Source organism: Burkholderia sp. GbtcB21, from assembly GCF_019091065.1.
GTDB classification, from domain to species: domain Bacteria; phylum Pseudomonadota; class Gammaproteobacteria; order Burkholderiales; family Burkholderiaceae; genus Burkholderia; species Burkholderia pyrrocinia_C.
In genome coordinates this window covers 242,488-260,467 of record NZ_JAGXKA010000003.1, presented here as the reverse complement: position 1 = coordinate 260,467, position 17,980 = coordinate 242,488, and the positions used below count along the sequence as shown (strand labels likewise).

At 66.9% G+C, this 17,980-nt stretch carries 15 protein-coding genes; 4 read left to right on the top strand and 11 right to left on the bottom strand.

Translation table 11 applies throughout. The features are described from left to right. The first annotated feature begins 168 nt into the window (after positions 1–168). A complete protein-coding gene (gene blaOXA, locus KVT39_RS09150; RefSeq protein WP_254640405.1) occupies positions 169–978 on the top strand; it encodes an OXA-1043 family class D beta-lactamase in 810 nt (269 codons plus the stop codon). Further along, entirely contained in the window at positions 975–2,114 is a 1,140-nt protein-coding gene (locus KVT39_RS09145; protein WP_217588663.1) for an acyltransferase, read from the top strand. The genes blaOXA and KVT39_RS09145 overlap by 4 nt, the downstream gene beginning before the upstream one ends. A 160-nt stretch (positions 2,115–2,274) precedes the next feature. On the opposite strand, the gene KVT39_RS09140 is transcribed toward KVT39_RS09145, so the two are convergent. The 3 genes from KVT39_RS09140 to KVT39_RS09130 form a co-directional block, all read right to left on the bottom strand. Beyond that, complete coding sequence (locus tag KVT39_RS09140) at positions 2,275–2,865, bottom strand: class I SAM-dependent methyltransferase (protein ID WP_034181898.1); 591 nt, start codon at positions 2,863–2,865, stop codon at positions 2,275–2,277. A gap of 283 nt (positions 2,866–3,148) precedes the next feature. Beyond that, positions 3,149–4,870: a ubiquinone-dependent pyruvate dehydrogenase gene (gene poxB, locus KVT39_RS09135; RefSeq protein WP_105392720.1), complete on the bottom strand. Its 1,722-nt coding sequence runs from the start codon at positions 4,868–4,870 to the stop codon at positions 3,149–3,151. A gap of 237 nt (positions 4,871–5,107) precedes the next feature. Beyond that, entirely contained in the window at positions 5,108–5,635 is a 528-nt protein-coding gene (locus KVT39_RS09130) for an Lrp/AsnC family transcriptional regulator (protein WP_105392719.1), read from the bottom strand. Positions 5,636–5,784: 149 nt separating this feature from the next. On the opposite strand from KVT39_RS09130, the gene mdeB reads away from it, so the two are divergent. Beyond that, positions 5,785–8,520 (top strand): alpha-ketoglutarate dehydrogenase, encoded by a 2,736-nt coding sequence (mdeB, locus tag KVT39_RS09125; RefSeq protein WP_217588658.1) that lies wholly within the window; start codon positions 5,785–5,787, stop codon positions 8,518–8,520. Positions 8,521–8,642: 122 nt separating this feature from the next. On the opposite strand, the gene KVT39_RS09120 is transcribed toward mdeB, so the two are convergent. Beyond that, positions 8,643–9,143, bottom strand: a complete 501-nt coding sequence (locus tag KVT39_RS09120; protein ID WP_034182197.1) for an Lrp/AsnC family transcriptional regulator — start codon at positions 9,141–9,143, stop codon at positions 8,643–8,645. Between the two features lie 198 nt (positions 9,144–9,341). On the opposite strand from KVT39_RS09120, the gene KVT39_RS09115 reads away from it, so the two are divergent. Further along, positions 9,342–10,358 (top strand): 1-aminocyclopropane-1-carboxylate deaminase, encoded by a 1,017-nt coding sequence (locus tag KVT39_RS09115; protein ID WP_105392717.1) that lies wholly within the window; start codon positions 9,342–9,344, stop codon positions 10,356–10,358. Between the two features lie 80 nt (positions 10,359–10,438). Here the strand turns inward: KVT39_RS09115 and KVT39_RS09110 are convergent, their stop codons facing one another. From KVT39_RS09110 to wecB, 7 genes are read right to left on the bottom strand one after another with little or no spacing between them, the layout of a single operon-like run. Then, positions 10,439–11,209, bottom strand: coding sequence for a heparin lyase I family protein (locus KVT39_RS09110; RefSeq protein ID WP_051983742.1), 771 nt, complete (start codon positions 11,207–11,209; stop codon positions 10,439–10,441). Continuing rightward, positions 11,199–11,924 (bottom strand): WecB/TagA/CpsF family glycosyltransferase, encoded by a 726-nt coding sequence (locus tag KVT39_RS09105; protein ID WP_279512539.1) that lies wholly within the window; start codon positions 11,922–11,924, stop codon positions 11,199–11,201. The genes KVT39_RS09110 and KVT39_RS09105 overlap by 11 nt, the downstream gene beginning before the upstream one ends. A 35-nt stretch (positions 11,925–11,959) precedes the next feature. After that, positions 11,960–12,976 (bottom strand): glycosyltransferase, encoded by a 1,017-nt coding sequence (locus KVT39_RS09100; RefSeq protein WP_217588649.1) that lies wholly within the window; start codon positions 12,974–12,976, stop codon positions 11,960–11,962. Next, positions 12,973–14,223 carry a hypothetical protein gene (locus KVT39_RS09095; RefSeq protein ID WP_217588633.1) on the bottom strand — a complete coding sequence of 417 codons (1,251 nt, stop codon included), beginning with the start codon at positions 14,221–14,223 and terminating at the stop codon, positions 12,973–12,975. The genes KVT39_RS09100 and KVT39_RS09095 overlap by 4 nt, the downstream gene beginning before the upstream one ends. Further along, positions 14,220–15,506 carry a hypothetical protein gene (locus tag KVT39_RS09090; RefSeq protein WP_217588629.1) on the bottom strand — a complete coding sequence of 429 codons (1,287 nt, stop codon included), beginning with the start codon at positions 15,504–15,506 and terminating at the stop codon, positions 14,220–14,222. Before KVT39_RS09090 ends, KVT39_RS09095 begins: the two co-directional genes overlap by 4 nt. A gap of 20 nt (positions 15,507–15,526) precedes the next feature. After that, positions 15,527–16,771 (bottom strand): UDP-N-acetyl-D-mannosamine dehydrogenase, encoded by a 1,245-nt coding sequence (gene wecC, locus KVT39_RS09085; protein WP_217588628.1) that lies wholly within the window; start codon positions 16,769–16,771, stop codon positions 15,527–15,529. A 28-nt stretch (positions 16,772–16,799) separates the two neighbouring features. Next, positions 16,800–17,978: a non-hydrolyzing UDP-N-acetylglucosamine 2-epimerase gene (gene wecB / locus KVT39_RS09080; RefSeq protein WP_034181890.1), complete on the bottom strand. Its 1,179-nt coding sequence runs from the start codon at positions 17,976–17,978 to the stop codon at positions 16,800–16,802. Positions 17,979–17,980 lie beyond the last annotated feature (2 nt).

Genomic DNA, 17,980 nt, shown 5'->3' with positions numbered 1-17,980 from the left:
GTCCCGTCACAACCGCCCCGCCTCCGATACACTGTGCGCGGCCTAGACAGTCGGCTCCGGCAATCGCCGCCGCCCCGGCACCTGCCCCATTGAACGCGCCCCCGGCGACACGATCCGCCGGCCGGCCCGCACGGCGCACCTCCCGATCACGATCCGATGGAGTCTCGCTTGAAAACCTGGCGCCGCACGCTGCTTGTCCTTGCCGCCGGCCTCCTCGCCGCCGCCTCCACATCCGCCCGTCCTGTCTGCACCGTCGTCGCCGATGCCGCCACCGGCCGGATGCTCGTCCAGCAAGGCGATTGCGCGACCCGCGTCACACCGGCGTCGACCTTCAAGGTGGCGATCAGCCTGATGGGCTTCGACGCCGGCTTCCTGAAGGACGAACACACGCCGACACTCGCCTTCCACGCAGGCTATCCCGATTGGGGCGGCGCCCCGTGGCGCGAGCCGACCGACCCGGCACGCTGGATCAAGCTGTCGATCTTCTGGTACTCGGAACAAGTCGCGCAAGCGCTCGGGCCGGCACGCTTCCAGCAGTACACGAACGCATTCGGTTACGGCAATACGGACGTGACCGGCAAGCAGGGCGAACTCAGCGGCGCGATGGGCGCATGGGTCAATTCATCGCTGCAGATTTCGCCGCTCGAACAGGTCGCGTTCATGCGCAAGATCGTGCACCGGACGCTGCCCGTCAGCACGCACGCGTACGACATGACCGAGCGCATCACGCTGATCGACGCGCAGCCGGACGGCTGGACCGTGCACGGCAAGACGGGCACGGGCTCGCCGGGCCTCAAGTACGACGCCGCGCACGCGTACGGCTGGTTCGTCGGCTGGGCGACGAAGGGGCCGCGCACGCTCGTGTTCGCGAACCTGATCCAAGACGACAAGCGGCAGACGCCGAATGCGGGCTTGCGCTCGCGCGATACGTTCCTGGCCGCGCTGCCGGCGCTCGCCGAACCGGCCCGGCCGCAATGAGCGCCGGCCCGCGCAACGCGCGGATCGACCTGCTGCGCGGCGTGTCGATCGTGCTCGTCCTGCTGCATCACTTCAACATCGCGTATCCGCTGCGCGACACGGCGCTCGCGCGCGTGCTCGGCTGGGACACGGTCCATGCGATCGTGCGCAACGGCAACTACGGCGTGACGATGTTCTTCGCGATCTCGGGCTACCTGATCACGTCGAATGCGCGCCGCCGCTGGGGCAGCCTCGGCGCGCTCGACGTGCGCGCTTTCTACGTGTCGCGCATCGCGCGCATCGTCCCGTGCCTGCTCCTGCTGCTCGCGCTCGTCAACGGCCTCGCGGCGGCCGGCGTGCCGATTTTCACGAACCATGCGCCGCAGGGCGTCGCCGTGTCGTTCTGGCTCGTGAATCTCGCGTCGCTCACGTTCTGGATGAACGTGCTGATCGGCGCATACGGATGGGTCAACTACGCGCTCGGCGTGCTGTGGTCGCTGTCGGTCGAAGAGGTGTTCTACCTGTCGTTTCCGCTGCTGTGCATCGCGCTGCGCCGCGACGCGCGGCTGTTCGCGTTCTGGCTGCTGATTGCCGCGATCGGCCCCGTGTACCGCTTCACGCATCCGGGCGACGAAGGCGGCTTCCTCTATGCGTACTTCGCGTGTTTCGACGGCATCGCGATCGGCTGCTGCACTGCATTGCTCGCCGAACGCGCGCGCTGGCAGGCGCTCGCGGCAGCGCCCGTGCAATGGCTCGCGGCAGCGGCGATGACGGCGCTCTATCTCGCGTGGCCGATCGCGCAAAGCCATGTGATCGGGGTATCCGCGATGGCGCTCGGCACGGCCGTGCTGCTGATCGGCGCGCAGGCGGAACGCGAACGCGCGCACGGCCGCGCGTTCGCGCCGCTGCGCTGGAGCGGCCGGCTCAGCTACGAGCTGTATCTGTTCCACTTGATCGTGCTCGGCGCGCTGCGCACGTTCTGGCCGCCGTCTGCCACGCATGGCGACGGCAAGCTGGCGTTGCTCGTCGCGTATCTGGTGCTGTCGGCCGGCTTGAGCTGGGTCATCGCGCGCGGCTATGCGACACCGCTCGACCGCTTCATCAAACGGGTCGCGTCGCGGCCCGCGGCGCGCGTGCCGGACGGCGTGCGCTTCTAGCGCTTCGTCGGCGATCCCTGTCGGACACGGCTGGAAAAGGAAAAAACCGGCCGGCCTGACCGCAAGCCCCACTTGCGAAGAATGGAAATTGGAAGGATCAGTATGACTTATGAAAGAAACTGGCGCAGCGCCGTGCCCCAGCGCCCTTCGCGCGGCCGCGTCAACCGGCGTGTTCGGCGGCAACGCCGCGCACGGTCACGATGCGCGCAGGCGGAATATTTGCCCAGACGATTCGACTGCCGCAGGCAACGAATGCCGAATCGCCCAGCGGATGACGGCCGGGCGAGCGCAAGTCGTATGTAAATTGAATCATCACGCCGTCGGCCGACAGCACGTGATGGCATTGCTCGACGATGGCCGTCACGTCCTCGCGCGGCAGCGTGCGCAGCGGCAGGCACGACACGATCGCATCGACCCGCGCGGCGGGCGGCAGCAGCCGTTCGAGCTGCCGCGCATCGCCCCACACGATCGACACATCCGGAAAGCGTCGCCGCAGGTGCTGCACGAACGCCGGCGAACGCTCGACCACAACGAGGCGCCGTGGCGCGACGCCGCGTTCGAGCAACGCCGCGGTGATCGCGCCGGTGCCGCCGCCGAGTTCGACGACCAGCCCGTCGCCGTCCGGCACCGCGTCGGCCATCCCGCGCGCCAGATGCCGCGAACTCGGGCACAACGCGCCCACCGCGGCCGGGCGGCCGACCCACTCGCGCACGAACAGTGCGGAGACACGCCACGCGTTCGGCCAGATCATTGGCCGGCCTTGTGCGGTTGCGCCTTCGGCTTCGACGTGCCGACGACTGCGTGGAACGGGGCTACGGCGTCACGGGGCTTGTTCACTGGCATCCTCCTGGACGAAGCGGTCCGCCGCAGGAAGAGCGACGATCCAATCGATTCTAGGAAACGCAAACTTAAGGCGACGTGAAGATTGTCCCTAATTGCCCGCGCCGCCGCATCCGTGAGTGGGCCGCCGACGGGAGCGAAGCAGCGTGACCGATCGGGAACGAACGGCACGCCGCATCGCGCGCGGCACCGCCTCACCTCAGGTTGGTTCTCGCCAGCTCGACGATCTCGTCGCCGCGCCCGCTCAGGATCGCGCGCAGCATGAACAGGCTGAAGCCCTTCGCATGCGCGATCTCGATCTTCGGCGGCATCGCGAGCTCGTATTTCGACGTGACGACGTCGACCACCGCCGGCCCGTCGTGCGCGAACGCCGTGCGCAATGCCTGCTCGACGTTCTCCGAATGCTCGACGCGTACGCTGAAGATACCCGCGCCCTTCGCGATCGCCGCGAAATCGGTCGGGCTCAGGTCGACGTTGGTATCGAGATAGCCGGCCGCTTTCAGTTCCATCGACACGAAGCCGAGCAGGCTGTTGTTGTACACGACGATCTTGATCGGCAGGTTGAGCTGGCGCGCGCTCAGCAGATCGCCGAGCAGCATCGACAGCCCGCCGTCGCCGGACAGCGACACCACCTGCCGCCCCGGATGCGCACCCTGCGCGCCGAGCGCCTGCGGCATCGCGTTCGCCATCGACCCGTGGTTGAACGAGCCGTGCAGTTGCCGCTTGCCGTTCATCGTCAGGTAGCGCGCGGCCCACAGCGTCGGCGTGCCGACGTCGGCCGTGAAGATCGCGTCGTCGGCCGCGACTTCGTCGACGAGCTTCGTCAGGTATTGCGGATGGATCGCGCGGCCCGGCGGCTCGGCCACCGCGAGATCGTCGAGCCCCTTGCGCGCGGCCGCGTAATGCTTCAGCGCATTCTCGAGGAAGCGCCGCTGGGTCTTGCGCGTCAGCCGCGGCAGCAGCGCCGCGATCGTCTCCTTCACGGTGCCGACGAGGCCGAGCGCGAGCGGCGCGCGATGGCCGAGCTGCGAGCCCTTCCAGTCGATCTGCGCGATCTTCGCGTTCGACGGATAGAACGGCCGGTACGGGAAATCCGTGCCGAGCATCAGCAGCGTGTCGCACGATTCCATCGCGTGATAACCGGAGCTGAAGCCGATCAGCCCGGTCATCCCGACGTCGAACGGGTTGTCCCATTCGACGAACTGCTTGCCGCGCAGCGCATGCACGACCGGCGCGCCGAGCGTGTCGGCCAGCGCGACCACTTCGTCGTGCGCGCCCTGCGTGCCGCTGCCGCACAGCAGCGTGACCGCGTCGGAGCCGTTCAGCAATGCCGCGAGCCGGTCGAGATCGGCATCGGCCGGCAGGATCGACGGCGGCGCCGATGCGCTCCACGCTGGCGCTTCTTCCGGGCCGTCGCCGAGCGCGATGTCGCCCGGCAGCACGATCACCGCGACGCCGCGCTCCTCGATCGCGGTGCGCATCGCGCGCGCGAGCACGCGCGGGAACTGCGACGCGTTGGTCACGAGCTCCGCGAAGTGGCTGCACTCGCGGAACAGTTCCTGCGGATGGGTTTCCTGGAAGTAGCCGAGCCCGATTTCGGTCGACGGGATGTGCGCGGCGATCGCGAGCACCGGCTGGTGATTGCGGTGGCAGTCGTACAGCCCGTTGATCAGGTGCAGGTTGCCGGGGCCGCAGCTGCCCGCGCACACCGCGAGCCGCCCGGTCGACGCGGCATCCGCGCCGGCCGCGAACGCGGCGCTTTCCTCGTGCCGCGTGTGCATCCAGCGGATCGCCCCGATCTGGGCGAGGCTGAACGACAGGCCGTTCAGGCTGTCGCCCGTCACGCCCCAGATGCGCTCGACGCCCGCCGCCGCCAGCGTCTTCGCCAGGTATTCCGCCATCGTCTGTCTTGCCATCACGCCCTCACTCGTTGGTTGATCGAGACATGCATGAACCGGCCGTGCGCTCGCACGCATCGCCGACCGGACGAGCATACGCGACTGGCCCGCGCCGCGTCGCGACGGTGCAACCGGGCCGACTGCCGTATGAGGCGCACGCACGCGATTGGTTCGATCCGGCGCAGCGCCGCGCGGCCGGTGTCATCGTTTCGTCAGCGTCGCGCAGGCGAACGGACCGGCTGGCAGCCGCCGCGCTCAACCCCAGTCGGATGCCGACTCGTCCGGATCGACGAGCGTGAGCCCTGCCGGCGGCAGCGGCAGCGCGGTCTTGTAGCGCACCTGCTTCAGCGCGAAGCTCGACCGGATGTTCGACACGCCGGGAATCGTCGTCAGCCGCTCGATGATGAAACGCTCGAGCGTGCGCATGTCGGGCATCACGACGCGCAGCAGATAATCGGCGTCGCCCGACATCAAATAGCACTCCATCACCTCGGGCCGCTGCGAGATCGCCTCCTCGAAACGCTGCAGCGCGTCCTCGACCTGCTTCTCGAGGCTGACCTGGATGAACACGTTGATCCGCAGCCCGAGCGGCTCGGGATCGAGCAGCGTGACCTGCTGCCGGAACAGCCCGAGCTTCTCCAGCGCGCGCACGCGGTTGAAGCACGGCGTGGTCGACAGGTTCACCGCGCGCGCGAGTTCCGCGTTCGTGATCCGCGCGTTCTGCTGAAGCTGGTTCAGGATGCCGATGTCGATGCGGTCGAGCCGCTTGGGGGAGGCGCTCATGGTCTGAATATTCCTTCTATCACGACGATTTCGGAATATTTACACTATCTAGCGGCAAATTCCCAATGAATTCAGACGCATATTTTGCGGATCGACGCGTAGCATGAGTCCCATTGATGCGTGCCGCAGCCAGCGCGCGGGAGACTCATATGACGGATCTGTCGAACGGTATCGAACACGCGCAGCGCGCGGCCCTCGCGCGCGCCGATGAGGACCCGCAAGAAACCGCCGAATGGCTCGACGCGCTCGACGCGGTGGTCGCGCACGTCGGCCGCGACCGCGCGCAATACCTGTTCGACCGGCTCGCCGAGCATGCGCGCGCAACCGGCCTCGCGTCGCCGCGCACGCCCGTCACGCGCTACCTGAACACGATTGAGCTCGCCGAGCAGCCGCCGTATCCGGGCGACCTCGACCTGGAGGAACGGCTGTCGGCCGCGCTGCGCTGGAACGCGCTCGCGATGGTCGTGCGGGCGAACCGCGCGTACGGCGAACTCGGCGGCCACATCGCGAGCTATGCATCGGCGTCCGACCTGTTCGAGACCGGCTTCAACCACTTCTTCCGCGCGGCGGCGGCCGCGACCGGCGACGCACCCGGCACGGCCGGCGGCGATCTCGTGTACTTCCAGCCGCATTCGTCGCCGGGCGTCTATGCGCGCGCGTATCTCGAAGGCTTCCTCACCGAGGATCACCTGAAGCATTACCGCCGCGAAATCGCCGGCCCGGGCCTGTGCTCGTATCCGCACCCGTGGCTGATGCCCGATTTCTGGCAGTTCCCGACCGGCTCGATGGGCATCGGCCCGATCAACGCGATCTACCAGGCGCGCTTCATGCGCTACCTGCAGCATCGCGACCTCGCGAACACCGCGGGCCGCACCGTGTGGGGCTTCTTCGGCGACGGCGAGATGGACGAACCCGAATCGCTCGGCGCGCTGTCGCTCGCCGCACGCGAGGGGCTCGACAATCTCGTGTTCGTGATCAACTGCAACCTGCAGCGACTCGACGGCCCGGTGCGCGGCAACGGCCGCGTGATCGACGAACTCGAAGCGCAGTTCGCGGGCGCCGGCTGGAACACGATCAAGGTGCTGTGGGGCTCCGACTGGGATCCGCTGTTCGCACGCGATCACGCGGGCGCGCTCGCGCGTGCGTTCGCCAATACCGTCGACGGGCAGTTCCAGACCTTCTCCGCGAACGACGGCGCCTACAACCGCGCGCGCTTCTTCAGCCAGGACCCCGCGCTCGAAGCGCTCGCCGCACAGCTCACCGATGCGGAGATCGACCGCCTGCGCCGCGGCGGCCACGACGCGCGCAAGCTGCACGCCGCATATGCACGCGCGCTCGCGCACCGCGGCCAGCCGACCGTGATCCTCGCGAAGACGATGAAGGGTTACGGGATGGGCGCGGCCGGCCAGGGCCGGATGACGACCCATCAGCAGAAGAAGCTCGACGTCGACGATCTGAAGGCGTTCCGCGATCGCTTCCGGTTGCCGCTGTCGGACAACGACGTCGAGCAGTTGAAGTTTTACAAGCCAGCGGAAGACAGCCCGGAAATGCGTTACCTGCATGCTCGCCGGGCTGCCCTGGGAGGCTATCTGCCCAGAAGGCGGATGGCGGCATCGAAGGGGCTGACCGTCCCTTCGATGCCGGCCTGGGGAGCGTTCGCGCTGGATGCGGCGGGCCGCGAGATGTCGACGACGATGGCGCTCGTGCGCATGCTCGCCGCGTTGATCAAGGATCGCGACATCGGTTCGCGCGTCGTGCCGATCGTGGCCGACGAAGCGCGCACGTTCGGCATGGCCAGCCTGTTCCGGCAGGTCGGCATCTACTCGCCGCTCGGCCAGCGCTACGAGCCGGAAGACCTCGGCTCGATGCTCTACTACCGCGAGGACACGCGCGGGCAGATTCTCGAGGAAGGAATTTCGGAAGCGGGCGCGATCTCGTCGTGGATCGCCGCCGCGACGTCGTACAGCGTGCACGACCTGCCGATGCTGCCGTTCTACATCTACTACTCGATGTTCGGCTTCCAGCGCATCGGCGACCTGATCTGGGCCGCCGCCGACCAGCGCTCGCGCGGCTTCCTCGTCGGCGCGACGTCCGGGCGCACGACGCTCGGCGGCGAGGGGTTGCAACACCAGGACGGCAGCAGCCACCTCGCCGCGTCGACGATCCCGAACTGCCGCGCGTACGATCCGGCGTTCGCGTACGAAGTCGCGACGATCGTCGATGCGGGCATGCGCGAGATGGTCGAGCAGCAGCGCGACGTGTTCTATTACGTGACCGTGATGAACGAGAATTACGCGCAGCCGTCGATGCCCGACGACGATCCGGCCGCGCGGCGCGAAGGCATCCTGAAGGGCATGCACCGGCTGCCGTCCGGTTCGAACGCAACGGCACGCATGCAGTTGCTCGGCGCGGGCGCGATCCTCGGCGAAGTGCTCGCCGCGCAGCGGATGCTGAAGGACGACTGGGGCATCGACGCGGCCGTATGGAGCGTCACGAGCTTCACCGAACTGCAGCGTGACGGGATGGAAGCCGAGCGTCGCGCGCGGCTCGACGACGACGCGTACTCGACGCCGTACGTCACCGCCGCGCTCGCCACGACGCGCGGGCCCGTGATCGCGGCGACCGACTACGTGCGCGCGGTGCCCGAACTGATCCGCGCATACGTGCCGCGCCGCTACGTGACGCTCGGCACCGACGGGTTCGGCCGCAGCGACACGCGCGACGCGCTGCGCGCGTTCTTCGAGGTCGATCGCGCGAGCATCGTGCTCGCGGCGCTGAAGGCGCTGGCGGATGACGGAGAACTCGATGCGACTATCGTGCGCGATGCGCGAGCGCGGCTCGGCAAGACTGTGCAGCAGCCCGGCACGGCGCCTTGGCAGCGCTAGGCACGCAAGTCATTTCCGCCACGATGCACTGCCCTGACAGGCAGTGCCACCGACACACACCGTTTCCGCCGGCGCGCCGCTGACGCAGCGTGCCCGGCCAACCACTCGTCATGCAGGCTGCGCTACACCGGCAGCGCGTGCGTCGACAGAATCTCCTTCAACACCATGAACGAGCGCACCTGCCGCACGCCCGGCAGATAGAGCAATTGCTCCGCATGCAGCCGGTTGAAGCTCTCGTTGTCGCGTGTGCGCACCAGCATGAAATAGTCGAACTCGCCCGTCACGACGTGACATTCGACACACCCCGACACCTTCTGCGCGGCCTTCTCGAACGCGGCGAACGCTTCCGGCGTCGAGCGGTCGAGCACGAAGCCGATCACGACCAGCATGCCGGCCCCGAGCGGCTTCGGGTCGAGCAGCGCGACGATCCCGCGAATCATCCCCATTTCCTTGAGCCGCTCGACGCGCCGCAGGCACGCCGGCGCGCTCAGCTTCACCTTCGCGGCGAGGCTCACGTTCGAGATCGACGCGTCCTGCTGAAGCTGCCTGAGGATCGCGCGATCGATGCGATCGAGCGCGGGCGCGGCATCGCCCGGCGCCGCCGGTCTTCCAGTTAATTTCATTGCGTCTTCCTCGATTTTTTCGAACTCGAATTGCTTGATCAGCACTCGATTCGTTATCAACGTAGGCCGACGATATTTATTTCGCAAGCTCATTTCGCGCGCGCTTGCCTATCATTTTTCCATCGGGACACGGCGTGCCGGCCCCTCCCGAACGCACCGATGCCCGCGCCAACCCCGCCTTTCCGGAGACAAAAATCGATGAACCTGCAACGCTTCCCCCGTTATCCGCTGACGTTCGGCCCGACCCCGATCCAGCCGCTCAAGCGCCTGAGCGCGCACCTCGGCGGCAAGGTCGAGCTGTATGCGAAGCGCGAGGACTGCAACAGTGGCCTCGCGTTCGGCGGCAACAAGACCCGCAAGCTCGAATACCTGATCCCCGACGCACTCGCGCAGGGCGCGGACACGCTCGTATCGATCGGCGGCGTCCAGTCGAACCAGACGCGCCAGGTCGCGGCCGTTGCCGCGCATCTCGGCATGAAATGCGTGCTCGTGCAGGAGCACTGGGTCAACTATGAAGACCCCGTGTACGACCGGGTCGGCAACATCCAGCTGTCGCGCATGATGGGCGCCGACGTGCGGCTCGTCGCCGACGGCTTCGACATCGGCATCCGCCGTAGCTGGGAAGAAGCGATGGAGAGCGTGCGGCAGGCGGGCGGCAAGCCGTATCCGGTTCCGGCCGGCTGCTCCGAGCATCCGCTCGGCGGGCTCGGCTTCGTCGGCTTCGCGGAAGAAGTGCGTCAGCAGGAAGCCGAGCTCGGCTTCAAGTTCGACTACATCGTCGTGTGCTCGGTGACGGGCAGCACGCAGGCCGGGATGGTCGTCGGCTTCGCGGCCGACGGCCGCGCGGATCGCGTGATCGGCATCGACGCGTCGGCGACGCCGGAGAAAACGCATGCGCAGATCACACGCATCGCGCGCCATACGGCTGAAATCGTCGAGCTCGGGCGTCGCATCGACGAGCAGGACGTCGTGCTCGACACGCGCTACGCAGGCCCCGAATACGGGCTGCCGAACGACGGCACGCTCGAGGCGATCCGGCTGTGCGCGCGGCTCGAAGGCGTGCTGACCGATCCCGTCTATGAAGGCAAGTCGATGCACGGGATGATCGACAAGGTGCGGCTCGGCGAATTCGAGCCGGGCTCGAAGGTGCTATATGCGCACCTGGGCGGCGTGCCGGCGTTGAGCGCGTATGCGGAGATTTTCCGCAACGGGTGACGGGGCCGGGCGGAGGCGCGGCGCGCACCGGCGTCACGCCTCCGTCGAACCGGCACGGCATCCGCCCGGTTCAGCTCCGCTCATCGGGCCGTGTCACGCAGTGCCTTCATCTCGATGTCGCCGTAATAGATCGTCCGCTCGGTCACATCGGACGGGCGGGTCTTCCACCACCATTTGTAGAGGCCGAGCTTGAAGTAGGCGTCGCGATCGTTCGGAAACGCGTTCGGTACGCCCGTAACATGCACGACGCGTTCGCCGTTCCGGAACACCTCGGTCAGCGCGTCGACGCCTGAATCGTCCGGTCGATACCGCAGCACCCACCAGACCCGTTTCCCGCGATCCGCCGACGGGTCGCCGAATGCAACGGATCGGCTCGGCATGCCCGGCGCGCCGCGCACATCGACTTCGTACTTCCCGGCATTCAGCAGCAACGCAAACGGCGGTGATCCGTCGCTGCCGCCCTGATGCAATTGCGCGATCAGTTCCGGCTGTCTGGAATCGAACCGGTAGTCGGCGGGAATGACCGTCGACCAGCGCACCTCGTAGTCGCGACCGTTGGCGAAGCGAAACACCGGCGAGAAGCTGACCTCGGAACGCGGCGTGCCGCTCGCCACGCTGCTGAAGTCCTGCGAGCGGTTCATCGTCACCCTCAACAGCGTGCCGCGAATACCGGAAATCCCGGCGGTGGTGATGTTCTCCACCACCGGCTCCTGCAGACGAAGCCGCGCATCGATGCCGCTCGCCCAGTCCGACCGATAAAAATGCGCATCGTCATGCTTGCCACCTTCCGGGCCCGCGTGGCAAACCGACGCGACGAGCACGCATGCGGCGACGACGAAGCTACCGCGCATCCCGCTCGCCTTTTCGCCGAAACAACCGCGACACATACGCGCGCGCCAGCATCGCCAGGAAGCGGCTGTTGGTCGACAGATAGCGTTTCCACATCCGCCCCGGCTCCTGGATCACGCGAAACGCCCACTCCAGCCCGCTGCGCTGCATCCACGGCGGCGCCCGCTTGACCCTCCCCGCCACCACGTCGAACGTCCCGCCCACGCCCATCACGAAATCGACGCCCAACTGCGATTTCCAGCGATTGATGAAGTTTTCCTTGCGCGGCGACGTGATCGCGACGAACAGCAGCCGCGCACCCGAGCGGCGGATATCGTCCACGACCGCCTGTTCGTCGTCCCAGAAATAGCCGTGGTGATATCCGGCGACCGGCAGCCGCGGATAGCGTGCCGCCGTCACCGCGACGACCCGCTCGACGACCTCCGGCGTCGCGCCGAGCAGATAGACCGGCAGCCCTTTCGCTTCGGCCAGCGCCAGCAGCCGCTCGAACAGATCCACGCCCGCGACGCGCTCGGGCACCGGGATGCCGAGCAGCCGCGCGCCCCAGACGACGCCCATGCCGTCGACGTTGACGATGTCGCATTCGCGAACCGACGCGGCGAGTTCCGCATCGCGCTGCAGGTTGACGAGCTTCGCGACGTTGACCACGACGTGCTGCGTGAATTGCCGTTTCTCGACTCTCGCGCCGATCCAGTCCACCGTATCGTTCATCGACATCAGATGGATCGGGCATGAAAAGATTTCAGCTTGGTTCATAACAAGGCCTCGCCATCATTTTTTTTGACTTCCGGAATATCGTCGGCAAATCGCGACGATCGGCACAGCGACGCGTACAACGCCTTCAGCTTCGCCGACACATCGGCGGAGAAGTAACCGAGCGCCGCAAGCTTCTCGCGCCCGTTGGATCGCGCGTCGGCCTTCAACACATCGGCAAGCTCGTTCGTGAGACGGCCCGCGTCGTGGTCGAACACCACCATCCCCGGCGACACGCCGTCGAGCAGTTGCCGCACGTTGCCGACATCGACCGATACGACCGGCAGATCGAGCGCCATCGCTTCCTTGACCGATTGCGGCGACCCTTCCCGGGTCGACGTCATCAGCAGGCACGCGGCACGCGCCAGCAGGTCGCGCACCTCGCCGCGATCGAGACCGTCGATATGCCGCTCCTGCACCCGGATGCCGTGCTGCTCCTCAAGCTGCCGCAGCACCAGCGAAAACAGCGGATAGTTCTTCTCCGGACGCTTCGGCGACGACGGGAAGACAACGATCGGCACGGCGGCTTTCATCAGCGCATCGTCGCGATTCCCGGCAAAGACCGTTTCATTGACCGCACACGGAATCGTCACGCAGCGGCGGCGCAGCCGGATCAGGCGCGATGAAATTTCCGCACTCACGCCGATGCACGCATGTGCGAAGCAGGCCATCGATTTCGACACCGCGCGCATCCACAGCGGGCCCAGGATGTCCGTGCCGTGGAACGTGATGACAACCCGCGCTTTCGTAAACAGCCGGACCAGCGGTGCGGAACACGCGCTCAGGCCGAAGTGGTAATGCACGACGTCGTACCGGCCCGCACGAGCGGCCTTCCAGACCTGCAGGATCGAGCGCAGGTATTCGCGCTTGCCGCGATACCCTTCGATGACGAGCACGTCGACCGTGCAGCCGCCGGAACGCCGCAGCGCGTCGACCTGCTCGGTCACGAACACGCCTTGCCAGGGGCTCGCGCGGTTGCTGCCGAGATACATGTTCGTAACGACCAGAATTTTCATGAGCGAACTCCCACCACCCCGCCGCGATGCGCCGGGGCGACGCACGGCCGCCCCCACGAGAACGCATACATCGCCAGCAGCGCGGAAAATACGTAAGACGGCGACACAAACGCCATCGAAAAGATGTTGTCGAAGCAGAACGCACCGACGACGTAGAACCAGACGGCCGGCTTGCGCCGCCCTTGCCCGTACCCCAGCACGAACACCAGCCACGCGAGCGCGCCGAACACGCCCATCTCGACGAACAAGTGCGGGTAGAACGTGTCGGTGGTCTTCAACAGCCCGCCGAGCCCGTACCAGTCGAAGTGATAGAGCTGGTAGAGCGGCGACGAGAACTTCACCGACGCCGGGCCGCCGAAGCTGCCCAACCCTTCGCCGAGCAGATTGCCGTTGCCGATCGACTCGAACATCACGCGATAGGATTCGGCGCGCGCCGAATTGCCTGCGACGACGTAGAACAGGATCTTCGCCATGCCGACCTTCAACAGCGAATCCAGCACGCCCATCGCCATCAGCATGAGCATCGTGCCCGCGATGCCGGCGGCAGCCAGCCACGCGCGCACATCCCTGACGTTCCTCACGAACGGATAGAGCGCCAGCACCGCGAACAGCTTGAACGAGAAGCCGAGCAACGCGAACAACAGGAACCCCCACGACGCGATCGCCGCGCGACGGCCGGACCAATACCAGCGGCACAGCAGGAATGCACAAAAGTTGATGAAGCTGAACTCCGAAAAGAACCCCATCCACCCCTGCGCACGCAGGAACAATCCCGAATCGATCCGCACCGGCATGAACAGCGGCAGCCCGGTCGCATACGACACGTAGAAATACAGCTGGAACAGGTCGTTGCTCACGACCACGCCGATGAACGTCTTGACCAGCACGTCGAGCCGGTCGCGATACGGGTAGATAGCCACCGTGATCGCGACCGGAAAGAGGAAGCGGACGAGTTCCTCGATCCCGGCATGGACGTTAAACGACAGCAGCATCCCGATGCAGAGCGACACGGCGATGGGCAGCGCGAGAACGGCCAGCCGGTGAAAGCGCGGACGCAGCAGGATCGCCGCGAACACGAGGCCGAACGCACCCATCTTTACGGCCTGCGAACGATCGTCGTCGAGCGTGAGCAGCGTGTCGCTGACGCAGAAGACGAAGTAGGCGAGCGCCAGCAGGCCGGCGCCCAGGTCGGCCACGCGCGATCGACGATGCGGCACGATCGCCGGGAATCGGGCGGCTGCATTCATGGCCGCGCTCCCGACGACGCCGGCATCGCTTGCATATCGGCGGCGCCCGACGCCCTGATCGATTCCGCATAGGCCGCGCATACCCGCCGTGCATGCATCACGACGATCGCGTTCCGGATCAGCGTCACGACCACCGCGGACGCCAGCATGCAGAAGAACCCGGTTTCGCCGCCGATGGCGACGCAGCCGCCGAGCAAAACGACGAACAGCGCCGAGGTGCCGATGTTGATCCGCGCGGTGGCCGCGCTCTGCTCGAACGCCATCATCACGTTGCTGCCGACGACGCCAAGCACGCCGGCCGCGCACTGGATCGCCAGCAGCACGCCGCCCGCGAGCGCCACGTACGCGCCGTTGCCGTCGAGCCCGTAGCGGTAGGTCAGTCCCGCCACCATTGCCAGGTTCGCGACCAGCACGACCAGGTTCGACAGGTCGATATTGCGCCGCATCGCGCCCAGCGTCGCGTCGAGCGGCGCCCTGTCCTTCTTCCGCTTCACGAGGTCCGGCAACTGCGCGATCGAAATGGCGCGCGGCAGCAGGTTGCCGATCGCGGTCACCGAGGAAAACAACGACAGCATCCCCGCGAACGACGCACCGCACATCGCGTTCGCCGCCGGCACGGTCACCAGCGCGATGCCGCCGGACAGGAAATTGGTCAGCCCGAACTGCAGCCCCTTCACGTCGATGCGCATCGAAAACGCGCGACGATCTGGCATGCCGATCGCGGCGAACATCGCGACGGCCACCACGACCAGCGCAACGGCCAGGCACAGCGACGCGGAATAGCCGTGGCGCGTGCCGATCCACAGCATCGCGCACGAGCCCGCGATCAGCAGGCAGTCGAACGCGATCGTGATCCGGTAGCGGCGGTACGACACGAAGAAATGCCGCGCGAGCTGATACACGGTCCAGCCCCACATCAGCGCGACCACGCCGCCGAGATCGAACGCGACGAGGCCGGTCGCGAACACCAGCACGCATGCGATCGTGGCGGCCACGGCGGTCCATCCCGCCATCGACACCAGCGAGTAGAACGCGCCGCGCGCCGCCTGCTTCCCGTCGCTCGCCGGTACGCGGACCAGAATCAGCGTCGCCCAGCCGATGGCCGTGAAGAAACCGATCATCTGCGCGATCGACAGGTTGGATGCCGCCGCCCCAAGCTCGTCCAGCGAATAGATCCGCTGGACGACCCAGAACGTCAGCACGCGATAGAGGCCGGGCGCGCCGGTACAGACAAGCGCCTCGACACGGCCCAGCAGCTTTTTGGCGTCGGCATTCCGCAGCATGATTGTTGTGCGCCCGTCCGTTACCCGCGCGCCAGCACGCCGCGCGTGTCGATCACGACCTTGGTCTGCAGCCGCACCGGGTCCATGCGCCGGAACGGCGCGTGATCGACGAGGATCACGATCACGTCGGCTTCGGCCAGCGCGGTGTTCAGCTCGCACAGCCGGGTCGTTGCTTCCAGCGCTGCCGGCAACACGGCGATGTTGGGCTCGACGACCAGCAGCGTCGCGCCGGCGTTCTTCGCCAGCGCTTCGACGATCTCCATCGCGGGGCTCTCGCGCAGATCGTCGATATCCGCCTTGAACGCAAGCCCGAGACACGCGATCACCGGCTCGCGGAACCGGCTCGCCGCCTGCCGCACGCGCTCGTAGACGAAATGCGGCTTGTCGTCGTTCACATTGCGCGCGGTGCGGATCAAACGCGCATGCTCCGGCGCGGAATCGACGATGAACCACGGATCGACCGCGATGCAATGGCCGCCCACGCCCGGCCCCGGCTGCAGCACGCTGACGCGCGGATGGCGATTCGCCAGCCGGATCAGCTCCCATACGTTGATGTCCAGCTGGTCGCAAATCACCGACAGCTCGTTCGCGAACGCGATGTTCACGTCGCGAAACGCGTTCTCGGTCAGCTTGCACATTTCGGCGGTGCGTACATCGGTCAGGATGCACTCGCCGCGCACGAACACCTCGTACAGCTCCTGCGCACGCGAGCCGCACTTGCGCGTCATGCCGCCGATCACGCGGTCGTTCTCCACGAGTTCGCGCACGACATGGCCCGGCAGCACGCGCTCGGGGCAATGCGCGATACGGATGTCCGAGCGCTCGCCGGCCTGTTGCGGAAAGCTCAGGTCCGGGCGGTGCGCCGCGAGCCACGCGGCAATTTTTTCGGTCGCGCCGACCGGCGAAGTCGACTCCAGCACCACCAGGTCGCCCTTCTTCAGCACCGGCGCGATCGACCGGCATGCGGCCTCGATATAGGTCAGGTCAGGCTTGTTGCCATCGGCAAACGGTGTCGGCACCGCGATCAGGAACGCATCGGCCGGCTCGGGCGTCGCCGTCGCGCGCAGGTAGCCTTGCGTCACGGCGGCATGCACGAGCATGTCCAGTTCGGGTTCGACGATATGGATCTCGCCGCGATTGATCGTGTCGACCGCATGCTGCGACACGTCGACGCCGACGACGCTTTTACGGCGCGCGGCAAAGGCCGCCGCGGTGGGCAGGCCGATATAGCCCAGCCCGATGACGGAAATGGTTTCGAATGACATGAATGAGGTTCTCCAGACGTCGGGGGATTCAGCAGGGCGAGCCGGCCAGGTATGCCGGCCCCTGCGTCAGGATCGGCGGCGAGACCAGCAGATCCGCAATCCGCTCGCTTGCACGGCCATCGCCGTACGGGTTGTGCGCGCGGCTCATCGCGCGATAGGCAGCGCCGTCGTCCCACAGCTCGACCACCGCGCCGACCAGCCGCTCGACTTCGGTGCCGACCAGCCTCACCGTGCCGGCCGCGACGGCTTCCGGTCGCTCGGTGGTGTCGCGCATCACGAGCACCGGCTTGCCGAGCGACGGCGCTTCTTCCTGGATCCCGCCGGAATCGGTCAGGATCAGCCATGCGCGGCTCATCAGGTACACGAACGGCAAGTACTCCTGCGGTTCGATCAGCACGACGTTGCCGATGTCGCCGAGCAGCCGCGTGACGGGCTCGCGCACGTTCGGATTCAGGTGCATCGGATAGACGATGCGGCACTCCGGATAGCGCTTCGCGATGGTCGCGATCGCTTCGCAGATCTGCTCGAAACCGCGGCCGAAGTTCTCGCGGCGGTGGCCGGTCACGAGGATCATGCGTCGCTCGTCGTCGACGAACGGAAACCGCTCGCGCATCTGCCGCACCAGCGCCCGGTCGTGCTTGAGGCGCCCGGTGATCGTCAGCAAGGCATCGATCACGGTGTTGCCGGTCACGTGCACGCGAGCGGCGTCGACGCCTTCGGCCAGCAGGTTCGCCCGTGAGGTTTCGGTGGGCGCGAAGTGATGCAGCGCGAGCGCGCCCGTCACCTTCCGGTTCGCCTCTTCCGGCCACGGCGAATACAGGTTGCCGGTGCGCAACCCGGCTTCCACGTGACCGACCGGAATGCGTCGGTAGTACGCGGCGAGCGTCGCGCCGAGCGTCGTGGTCGTATCGCCGTGCACGAGCACGAGATCGGGCCGGAACGATTCCAGCACCGGATCGAGCGCATTGAGGATGTGCCCGGTCAGGCTGCCGAGCGTCTGCCCGGCGCGCATCAGGTCGAGATCGAAATCCGGCACGATGCCGAACAGGTCGAGCACCTGGTCGAGCATCTGGCGATGCTGGGCCGTCACGCAGACGCCGCAGCGCACGCCTTCGCGGGCCCGCAGCGCGTGGACGAGCGGCGCCATCTTGATGGCTTCCGGGCGGGTGCCGAACGTGACGAGGATGTTTTCGTGGTGATGGGTCATTG